Here is an 11,004-nt window from a genome sequence, read left to right as displayed (position 1 = left end):
GCTAAGAACTCTTTAGCTTTCTCAGTCAACTCAATCTGATATCCAAGATCTGTAATTCTTGAGAACAGTTTGTTTAAACTGATGTCAATAATCTTAAATAAATGCTCTTTGTTAAGAGAATTAAATACTACAACATCATCTAATCTATTCAAGAATTCAGGACTGAATGCCTTCTTCAAAGCAGACTGAATTGTCGACTTCACAACATCATCCAAATTATCGCTTTTAGCTTTGTTTGCAAAACCGATACCTGCTCCAAAATCCTTAAGATCACGAACTCCAATATTGGAAGTCATGATTATGATAGTGTTTCTAAAGTCAACTCTTCTTCCAAGACCATCCGTTAAAATTCCATCATCCAATACCTGTAAAAGGATATTGAATACATCAGGATGAGCTTTTTCTATTTCATCAAGTAAAACTACAGAATATGGCTTTCTTCTAACTTTTTCAGTAAGCTGACCTCCTTCTTCGTAGCCAACATATCCTGGAGGTGCCCCCACTAATCTGGATACTGAGAATTTCTCCATGTATTCCGACATGTCAATTCTTATCAAAGAATCATCTTTATCGAAAAGATACGTAGCAAGCATTTTTGCAAGCTCAGTTTTACCTACGCCTGTTGGTCCCAAGAAAATAAATGAACCAATTGGTTTCTTAGGATCCTTCAATCCAACTCTGGTTCTCTGAATTGCCTTGGTAAGTTTCTTGATAGCTTCGTCCTGTCCAATCACTTTCCCTGCCAACTCTTGATTCATGTTGAGAAGTTTAGCTCCTTCATTCTGGGCAATCCTTTTAGCAGGAATTCCAGTCATCATAGCAATCACCTCAGCAACATTTTCCTCTTCAACAGTATATCTTTTAGATTTACTTTCTTCTTCCCACTTTACCTTTGCAACTTCTAATTGCTCCAATAATTTCTTTTCTTTATCACGTAACTGAGCGGCCTCTTCATATTTCTGAGATTTTACCACACGGTTTTTCTCAGTTTTAATATCCTCCACTTCAGCTTCCAATTTCAAAATATCCTCAGGAACATGAATATTGTTAATGTGCACTCTAGCACCTGCTTCGTCAAGAATATCTATAGCTTTATCCGGCAAAAATCTATCAGAAATATATCTATCTGATAATTTCACGCAGGCCTCAATAGCAGCATCTGTATAATTCACATTGTGGTGATCCTCATACTTATCTTTGATATTGTTTAGAATCTGGATGGTCTCTTCTGGAGAGGTGGCATCAACCATTACCATTTGGAAACGACGTGCCAAAGCACCGTCCTTCTCAATATACTGTCTATATTCATCAAGAGTGGTTGCTCCAATACATTGGATTTCACCCCTTGCCAAAGCAGGCTTGAACATATTTGAAGCATCAAGAGAACCTGAGGCTCCACCAGCTCCTACAATAGTATGTAACTCATCAATAAATAAGATCACATTTGGAGATTTTTCAAGCTCATTCATTACAGCTTTCATTCTCTCTTCAAATTGACCACGATATTTAGTACCAGCTACCAATGAAGCAAGGTCCAAAGTCACTACGCGCTTGTTGAAAAGTACTCGAGAGACTTTTTTCTGAACAATTCTCAAAGCCAATCCTTCTGCAATGGCGGTTTTACCAACTCCTGGCTCACCGATTAAGATTGGATTATTTTTCTTTCTTCTTGATAAAATCTGTGCAACTCTTTCAATCTCTTTCTCTCTTCCAATAATGGGATCCAGTTTGTCATCTTCAGCCATCTTGGTCAAATCCCGACCAAAATTATCCAAAACAGGGGTTCTTGATTTTTCAGCTCCTGCTTTTGAGCTTCCAGAACCGCTTCCTGGAGAACCAAAAAGTTTAGAGCCATCCTCATCACCGTCTTCTGCCTCAGCACGTGCTCTAGGAGAAGCTCCACCATCAGAGTTCATTTCTAGCATCTCTTTGACTGAATCATAATTGACATCAAACTTATTTAAAATTTGAGTGGCAATATTATCCTCATCCCTCAAAATAGATAGCAGCAAATGCTCTGTGCCAATGAGTTGACTTTTAAATATTTTAGCTTCTAAATATGTAATTTTCAATACCTTTTCTGACTGTCTGGTCAGGGGTATATTTGCCATATTTTTGACATTATGATTGGCTGTACCTTTCACGGCTCTTTCTATAGCTCCACGAAGTTCATCTAAGGGCACTCCCAATTTTTTAAGAATGGAAACAGCTACACCTTCACCCTCCCGAATCATCCCCAGCAAGAGGTGCTCTGTACCAATATAATCGTGTCCCAGGCGAAGCGCTTCTTCACGGCTGAGAGAGATCACCTCTTTAACTCTGTTTGAAAATTTAGCTTCCATTTAATTCCTTTCTGATTGTTTAATATTCCTGTACGTATGTTACCGAATTTGTTTTAAAAACACAATCCTTTTGTTGATTGTTCATTATTTTTTTACAGAACTTAACAAAAGCTTTTTTGCTTCAGTGCCTGTACAAAACAGAATATCAATAACACTTAGATTCGGCTCAAAGTCTAAGCCAAAAAGTTGAGTATAAGCAGTGGGACTATAAAGGTTTCTTTCAGAATGTGAGCTTGAGGGGCTAATATGGCCTCTTAAGTCGAAATCAACGTTATCTTTATCAAGATTTTGGTAGACAGTCAACTTGCCATTTAACCTCAATAACTTGAGACATATTGTCAGCATCTCAAAGTTTAAGTCCCATAAACTAGGATGCTTTCTTTCATAAATCGGTTGTATGTATGGAAAAAAAAATTCAAAAAAAGGTGCTTTACCATATGCTGATTGAATTCCCCTAAGGTGAATTTTTTGCCAATTTTGGCTGTAATCGATCAAAACCTGATTTAAAGGAAGCCTTGGTCTTCTCCCTTGGATTGGTATACTTAGAGTTTCAATTTTATTGGCTAAGCGAATTCTAGCTCTGTTTAGGTAAGATTGTCTTTGATAAATTTCAGAAGGAGAAACCAAAATCTCATCTGCATTTATGATTGCAGTGAAAAACTCCAAGCAAGGAAGAAAGTGCAAGTCAACCGCAACTTTTTTCATATTAAAAAGCTAGTCTATGTAAATTCTTCATTTCAAATAATATCTTCCAACTGTCCAAGACCTTCTCTCAAAACTTCCACTTCATCTCCTGTACAATCAAGAATGGTAGATCCAATATTTTGACCATAACCTCCATCAATGATGATATCCACGAGATTTTGATATTTTTCAAAAATAAGTTCCGGATCAGTGCTATACTCGATAACTTCATCCTCATCACGGATTGAAGTAGATAAAAGCGGTTGCCCCAACTCTTCTACAATCATTCTGGGAACTGAGTGATCAGGAACACGAATTCCAACTGTTTTTTTATTGCTATGCAAAATTTTGGGGACATGGGTATTTGCTTCCAAAATAAAAGTGAAAGGCCCTGGAAGTCCTTTTTTCATCATTTTGAAAACCGGCTTAGTGATCACCCGGGTATACTCAGCGATATTACTCAAATCAGCACATATAAATGAAAAATTATGCTTTTTGGGGTTTATCCCTTTAATCCGGCAGATTTTCTCCACTGCTCTCAAATTCATAATATCACAACCCAATCCATAAACTGTATCGGTGGGATAAATAATTACTCCACCATCTCTTAAGACATCAACAATCTGTCTTATCCTTTTAGGATCAGGATTTTCCTCATACAAACGAATAAATTCAGCAGCCATCTTTTTTTATTTAGCCTGTGTGGAAGACTTACTTCGAAAAGCCTGCCAATTATGAGAAAGTTCCTTACAAATTGGAATATCTGCTGGTGCCAAATTTAAATTTTGCAATTCATCCACAGCTACCCACATTACTTTTTCATGTTCCAAAATCTGTAGATCGCCAGATTCCCAATCACAAATGAAAGGAAAGAGTTGAATGACTTTTTCTGAGGAGTATTCATAAATAGAGGGAGTCAATTTAGATTTTACAGTGATCACAATTCCCAATTCTTCCAGGATTTCCCTTTTCAAACAATCCTCCTTGCTTTCATTATTTTCAATTTTTCCACCCGGAAATTCCCAAAATCCTGGCTGGCTCATCTTTGAGGATCTTTTGGCGACCAGAATTTTATTTTGATGAATTATAATTGCACAAGTAACAGGAATGGCTTTCATAGAGTTAAATATAAATCAAGCAAAAAGATTCAACACAGGATATCAGCAATAATTCCTCTCAAAGGAATTTTTCCTATTTTTGACGCCATATGTTAAGTGATAAAAAGAATAAGATATTTCTGGTACTGATCATTTCCTTTTCGGTTTTGGCCATTTCCATGTCCTTTTATTTTTACCAAGTGTTTTTCAGCCCCAATAGTCTACTGGAAACTGAAAATAGTTACACTTTGAAAATCCCAAGTAATGCGACTTTCAAACAAGTAAGCAATCAACTTTATGAGGACAATGTTGTCAACGATATGGTTAGCTTTTCATTTGTTTCAAAAGTCTTGGGATACCAAGAAGCGGTCAAACCTGGACTTTATATCATCAGTCCAAAAATGACCAATTTGGAATTGGTAAGGCACCTAAGATCTGGAAACCAGGCTCCTATAAAAATTACTTTTAATAATATTAGAACCAAAGAAGATCTTGCTGAACGAATCACAAAAAATCTAGAAATAGACGAAGGTCAGTTTTTGGAATTGATCAATGATTCTGTCTATATCAGAAAGTTTGATTTCAATGAAGAGACTATCATGAGTATGTTTATCCCAAATACTTATGAAGTTTGGTGGAATACCAGCCCGGAAGCCCTTTTTGATAGAATGTATAAAGAATATGAATCATTTTGGACGGCAGAAAGAAAGTCAAAAGCAGAAATCCTAGGCCTGAGCCCAAAAGAAGTTAGTACTTTGGCCTCTATCGTTCAGTCTGAAAGTCAAAAATCAGATGAAAGACCAAAAATCGCCGGAGTTTACTTAAACAGATTAAGGCTAAATATGCCCTTACAGGCCGATCCGACCTTAGTTTTTGCAGTGGGTGATTTTTCGTTGAAGAGAGTTTTAAATGTCCATAAAGAAATAGAAAGCCCTTACAATACTTATAAATATGCTGGTCTGCCTCCAGGACCTATCAACTTACCAGATATTAATTCCCTAGAGGCTGTCCTGAATGCTGAAGATCATAAGTACTTATACTTTTGTGCAAAGGAAGATTTTTCAGGATATCATGCATTTGCAACTAATTTGGCTCAACATAATGCGAATGCAAGACGATATCAGGCTGCATTAAACGCAGCGAAAATATATTAAGGATGTACTCATCAAAAACCCAAATTCGAGTTAGATACGCAGAAACTGATCAAATGAGTTATGTCTATTATGGCAATTATGCGATGTATTTCGAAGTTGGGAGGGTAGAATCGATGAGAAAAATAGGTTTTAGCTATAAGGAAATGGAAGATGGCGGCGTAATCATGCCAGTGTTGGAAAGTCATTTTACTTACCTTAAGCCTGGAAAATATGACGAGTTATTAACTATAAAGACTTCTATTCCGAATATGCCTGGGGTACGAATAAAATTTGAATACGAAGTATTTAATGAACAAAAAGAATTGATCACTAAAGGGTGGACTTCTCTGGCATTTTTAAAAAAAGAAAACCATCAGCCAACCAGACCTCCCCAGAATTTATTAGCTTTATTGAAACCGTACTTTCAGAATAAGTAGCTAGTGGTCAAAGAAAAGATTCAAAAATTTCAGGATCGCCTACAAGAAAAGGCCAAGTATTTTAAAAAGATCCATTTTGGCAATCCCGATAAAAACCTATATGACGTAGGCCGGGTTTTCATACTCCAACTTCAAAAAGATGATATCATTGAAAGAGCAGGTTCTGTAGCTTTCAGTTTCACTTTGGCACTGTTTCCTTTGCTTCTTTTTCTTTTGAACATCATTCCTTATTTACAGGATTTTTTCCCAATAGTAACGACACAAAATATTCTCACATTTATTCAGGAAGTTCTTCCGGGAGAACTCTATTCACAAGTGGAGACCACAGTCATGGATATCGTTTCGAGGCCTAGACAAAGCCTGATTTCCTTAGGTTTTTTCTTTGCACTTTTTTCATCAACTCAAGGTGTGGTCTCAATGATGAATTCCTTTAATTCCGTATATCAAACAAAAGAAAACCGAGGATTTTTTCAATCCAGAATAATTGCTGCAAGTATAGTTTTGATTTTAGTGCTTACCATCTTTGCGGCAAGTACTGTCATGATTTTGGGAAGCGTAATTATTCAGAGACTGGATGAACTACAAGTTTTCAACTCAGGATTTATGATTTTTTTGTTTACAACTTTAAAATTCGTGGTACTCCTTTCCATGTTTTACATAGCCACCGCTTACATTTTTAGATTTGCACCGGCAGTTCATGATAAATGGAAGTTCTTCTCTATCGGAGCAAGATTAGCAGGACTTCTTATTACTTTGGGCTTTTACGGATTTACTTTTTACCTAAACAACTTTGCCAGCTACAATAAATTATATGGGTCAATCGGAACATTGATAGCCCTGATGCTCTGGCTTTTAATCACCTCAATGATCGTTTTGGTTTGCTTTGAAGTGAATGTTAGTCTTGATCTGGTAGAAGAAGAAAAGAGGTTAAAAGATTTTGAGGAGGAAGAATCCTATGAGCCTGTTATTAGCAGAAATAATGATTAACAGGTAATTGAGATCTTGGAATCTCATCTTTCAAATTGAATAGCTATATTTAACGAGTCGTTAAAACCCAATTCCCCAATCATCCATCTTATGCAAGTTAAATTCCTGAAATATTATTATTTCCTGCTCCTTTCTTTATGCATTGGAGCTCTGACAAGTTGTGAGGAGAGCACAAACTTAGAAGATCAAACCGGAGAGATAAACACTTGGTTTGACCAGGAATATGAGGAGCTTCTTCAAATGAGCCCTATTCAGTTGACAACACAAGGAAGAAAAGATCATTATGGTGAAATAGATGACATGAGCGAAGAAGCTGAAAAGAAAATGTTGGATTGGATGGAGGAAAGTGTCAAAGAAATGAAGGAAAAGTTCTCCATGGATCAGATTAATCATGAGGCTTCTTTATCCTATAGACTTTGGGAGTACCAATATGAGCAGGCAAAAATTGCTTGGGACTTCCGTAAATCAGGATACATGTTTAATCAAATGACAGGGATGCATACCAACCTCCCTAATATTCTGATCAATTTCCACAAGGTAGATTCTATTTCAGATATGGAGGCATTGATATCCCGTTATTCAGAATTGGGAAGAGCAATGAGTCAGCTATTGGAACGAGCAAAGGAACAAACTGCAGCAGGCTATAAACCACCAAAATTTGCCTACGAATATGTGATCCAGCAATCAGAGTCACTTATTTCGGGCCAACCATTTGACAAATCAGATAAAACTGCACCACTCTGGAATGATGCTTTGACTAAAATCGAGAAGCTTGAACAAGATGGTTTAATTACTTCAGAGCAGGCAGCAAAACTTAAGGAAGATGCAAAGCAGGCACTTCTTACTTCCTTTCAGCCAGCTTATGCAGAATTAGTTGTTTGGTTGAAAGAAGAATTGCCAACCCTTGAAGAAACACCAACCGGACTTTCCAGACATCATGATGGTGAAGCATTTTATAATTACAAGTTAAATCAGGCAACGACGACTGAATTGACGGCATCAGAAATCCATGATATAGGATTACGTGAAGTGGAGAGAATTCAAGGAGAAATGATGGCAATAAAAGATAAGGTTGGTTTTGAAGGTGATTTGAAGGAATTCTTTGAGTTTATAAACAGTGACCCTCAGTTCTTTTTCCCAAATACGGATGAAGGACGTCAGGCATATTTGGATGAATCATCAGCATTCTTAGATACCATTACTCAAAAACTCCCTGACTATTTTGGGATTCTACCTAAAGCCAAATTGGTCGTAAAAAGAGTTGAACCCTTCCGGGAACAGGATGGTGCGCCACAACATTATAATCAGGGAACTCCAGATGGAAGTCGTCCTGGTACTTACTATGTACACCTATCAGATATGACTGCCATGCCCAAATCAACTATGGAAGGTGTGGCTTATCATGAGGGGAACCCAGGGCATCATATGCAGATTTCCATTCAGCAAGAATTACAAGACATTCCAAAATTTAGAACCCAGTTTTTCTTCAATGCATACGTAGAAGGTTGGGCTTTATATTCTGAGGCTTTGGCAAAAGAAATGGGACAGTATAAAAACCCATATTATGATTTTGGAAGATTGGTAAATGAAATCTGGAGAGCGATCCGTTTGGTAACAGATACAGGTTTACATTCCAAAGGCTGGACCGAAGCTCAGGCTATTGCTTATTTCAAGGATAATTCTTCTATTTCAGATGGGGCAATCCGGTCGGAAGTAAGAAGGTATATGGTGATGCCCGGTCAGGCTACAGGGTATAAAATAGGGATGTTGAAAATCCAAGAATTGCGTGAAAAAGCTGAAAACGAGTTGGGAGAAAAGTTTGATCTGAAGGGATTTCATGATTTGGTATTGAGCCAGGGAGCCCTTCCATTAAACCTTTTGGAGGAAGAAGTAGACCTTTGGATTGGCAAGAAAAAGAAAGCAGAATAAGTAATTGAAAGCTTGGTGAAAAATTAATCTCAAAATAATCAGGGCCTTAGCAGAAAATCAGGATCAGGGCTTTGCAAAAGTTGGGTTTTATAATACCTTTGCAAACCAAATCAGGGAAATATTTCTGATTATGACCTAGAGAAGTGGCAGAGTGCAGGTCCAGATAGATATCGTGGAGCGGCGGTCTCGAAAAAACCTCTGATTAATAAAAGTCCACCTAGAGGAGTGGCAGAGTGGTCGAATGCGGCGGTCTTGAAAACCGTTGTACCGCAAGGTACCGGGGGTTCGAATCCCTCCTCCTCTGCATAAAAACCCAAGCAGATTGCTTGGGTTTTATCATTTAACTCTGATAAGGAAGTTAAACTTGCTTGACTTTTTTTAAAACAGTCCCAAAAACGTTTCTTGAAGCTTAGTTCCCCCTTTATTAAATAACCGCTACATGTTAAATGAGATTGTTATGTTTTTTTGCTTTGGCATTTCAGAAAGAGAAAAACATCTAATATTTTTTCTGAGAAACCCTAAAGTTACATATGGATTACTTTAATTCTATTACCCATCCGTATGCAATGAGTCAACAGGATTGGAAAGGGCTGCTCTTAATGACTGAAATCCAACAGATAAAAGCGTCATTAAAAAAATCATTCCAGCAATAAGAATAAATATTGACCAATGGATAGAAATATGGTATGCATAACTGGAAAGAAAACTATCTACTATCCACCAAGCCACGGGAATCCCTATCAGTAACCCAATGCTTACCAAATACCCGAAATCTCGAAACAACATCAAAACAAGATCTATGACCGAAGCACCCATTACTTTTCGGACTCCGATTTCTTTTGCTCTTTGCTCCGCAGAAAACAAGGATAATCCAAACAATCCCAAACCAGAAATCAGAATAGCAAGAATAGTAAATGCTAAAGAAAGCTTCCCTATTACTTCCTCCTGTCTATATTCTCTGTTAAATACCTCATTGAGAAAATTGAATTCAAATGGATAATCTGGGTTATATTCCTGAAATATACTTTCAACTTGATCGAGCGTACTTTGGATTGGTTGATTTTCAGAAAGGCGTATAAAGTAATGGTTTCCTACACTTTCAGAAAACATGAAAATCATTGGTTGAATTCCAAACTTGAGGTTGTCATTATGAAAATCCTCTGTAACTCCCACTATTTCTCCAGGACCATTCCACATTTCGACTTTCGTTCCTACGGCAGCTTCCAAGTTCAAACCCATTAACTCAACTGCCTTTCTATTTACCAAGTAATTAGAACTGTCTCCTTTTCCTATAAAATTTCTCCCAGCAACTAAAGGAATATTTAAGGCCGGAAGAAACCCATCATCACATCTAAAAACCTTGAAATTGATATCTTCCTCATCAGACTTCCCATCCCAAATCGGATCGGTACTCGTGATAGGTATAGTGAAGACATTATTTCCACCGAATGCCACATGTTCCACTCCTGTCAGCTGCTGCAATTCATTTTTGATTACTGGAAAAGCCTGAACCAATCCTTCATTTTGATCTACTACCACCACGTTATCCCGGTCAAAACCTAAATTCCTTTCACTGATAAACCGGATTTGTTGAAATAAGATCAAACTTCCAAAGATTAAAATTACTGAAGTGGCAAATTGGGCTACAACCAATACTTTTCTAATACTTGCTCCTTTCAGCCCTGCACTACTATCTCCTTTCAATACTTTAGAAGGATTGAAACGTGAAAGTAACAAAGCTGGATAAAGCCCTGACATTAATCCTGTGAGCAAAGTAATGCTAACTACTCCGGTGATTAATACCGGATCTCCCAATTTTAATTCCAGAGATTTCCCCGTGACTTCATTAAAAAATGGAAGTAATAACTGAACCAGTAGCAAGGCGAATACTGAAGCTAAAAAGGCCAAAATAACTGATTCAAATATGAATTGTAAAACCAGACTCTTTTTACTTGCGCCTATAGATTTCCTCACTCCTACTTCTTTACTTCTACTGGCTGATTTAGCGGTTGCAAGGTTTACGAAATTGATACAAGCCATCGCAAGAATGAGGAATGCTATCCCTGCAAATAGATAAACTTGTTGGATTCTACCTCCAACCGATTTACCCATTTCAAATTCACCATATAGGCGTTGTTTATGAAAAGGAAATAAAAAAGGTTGGGTAGTACATTCACTGCAATTCTCTGAAATTAAAGAAGAAATTTTCGTATTAGGATCAATACTTCCCTCTCGCAGCATCACCAGGGTTTGATTTCCTCCACTTTGCCAATTATTCATCCAAGGATTTTCATCCAACAACAATTCAAACGGTAAGACAAAATCAAATTGAAGAGATGAATTCTGAGGAACATTCTCAAAAACATTAGATATCGATACTGCCAGGCCATTTTGA

Annotated in this window: 9 protein-coding genes and 1 tRNA gene; 5 read left to right on the top strand and 5 right to left on the bottom strand. The window is 37.3% G+C overall.

Annotation, left to right across the window (positions count from 1 at the left end):
• The 4 genes from Q0L68_RS10830 to Q0L68_RS10815 all read right to left on the bottom strand — a co-directional run.
• Nucleotides 1-2,342 (bottom strand): ATP-dependent Clp protease ATP-binding subunit (locus Q0L68_RS10830; protein ID WP_296702819.1); only part of this gene is annotated, 2,342 nt, incomplete at its 3' end.
• A gap of 84 nt (nt 2,343-2,426) precedes the next feature.
• Nucleotides 2,427-3,047 carry a WbqC family protein gene (locus Q0L68_RS10825; RefSeq protein WP_296702816.1) on the bottom strand — a complete coding sequence of 207 codons (621 nt, stop codon included), beginning with the start codon at nt 3,045-3,047 and terminating at the stop codon, nt 2,427-2,429.
• Between the two features lie 32 nt (nt 3,048-3,079).
• Nucleotides 3,080-3,709, bottom strand: a complete 630-nt coding sequence (locus tag Q0L68_RS10820) for an L-threonylcarbamoyladenylate synthase (protein ID WP_296702813.1) — start codon at nt 3,707-3,709, stop codon at nt 3,080-3,082.
• 6 nt (nt 3,710-3,715) lie between these two features.
• Nucleotides 3,716-4,144 carry a (deoxy)nucleoside triphosphate pyrophosphohydrolase gene (locus Q0L68_RS10815; RefSeq protein WP_296702811.1) on the bottom strand — a complete coding sequence of 143 codons (429 nt, stop codon included), beginning with the start codon at nt 4,142-4,144 and terminating at the stop codon, nt 3,716-3,718.
• 89 nt (nt 4,145-4,233) lie between these two features.
• Here Q0L68_RS10815 and mltG point away from each other — a divergent pair, with 89 nt between their 5' ends.
• From mltG to Q0L68_RS10790, 5 genes are all read left to right on the top strand, one after another.
• Nucleotides 4,234-5,277 (top strand): endolytic transglycosylase MltG, encoded by a 1,044-nt coding sequence (gene mltG / locus Q0L68_RS10810; protein WP_296702809.1) that lies wholly within the window; start codon nt 4,234-4,236, stop codon nt 5,275-5,277.
• A gap of 2 nt (nt 5,278-5,279) precedes the next feature.
• Nucleotides 5,280-5,693, top strand: a complete 414-nt coding sequence (locus tag Q0L68_RS10805) for a thioesterase family protein (protein ID WP_296702807.1) — start codon at nt 5,280-5,282, stop codon at nt 5,691-5,693.
• A gap of 3 nt (nt 5,694-5,696) precedes the next feature.
• Nucleotides 5,697-6,680, top strand: coding sequence for a YihY/virulence factor BrkB family protein (locus Q0L68_RS10800; RefSeq protein WP_296702803.1), 984 nt, complete (start codon nt 5,697-5,699; stop codon nt 6,678-6,680).
• A gap of 90 nt (nt 6,681-6,770) precedes the next feature.
• On the top strand, nt 6,771-8,609 hold the full coding sequence (locus Q0L68_RS10795) for a DUF885 family protein (protein WP_296702798.1): 1,839 nt from the start codon (nt 6,771-6,773) through the stop codon (nt 8,607-8,609).
• A 219-nt stretch (nt 8,610-8,828) separates the two neighbouring features.
• Nucleotides 8,829-8,913: transfer RNA gene (locus Q0L68_RS10790), tRNA-Ser, on the top strand.
• A gap of 245 nt (nt 8,914-9,158) precedes the next feature.
• On the opposite strand, the gene Q0L68_RS10785 is transcribed toward Q0L68_RS10790, so the two are convergent.
• A partial coding sequence (locus tag Q0L68_RS10785; protein ID WP_296702795.1) for an FtsX-like permease family protein occupies nt 9,159-11,004 on the bottom strand: 1,846 nt, incomplete at its 5' end.

Source organism: Algoriphagus sp., from assembly GCF_024642405.1.
Taxonomy (GTDB): Bacteria; Bacteroidota; Bacteroidia; order Cytophagales; family Cyclobacteriaceae; genus Algoriphagus.
The sequence above is the reverse complement of the archived record's forward strand: the minus strand, read 5'-3'. Positions and strand labels throughout refer to the sequence as shown.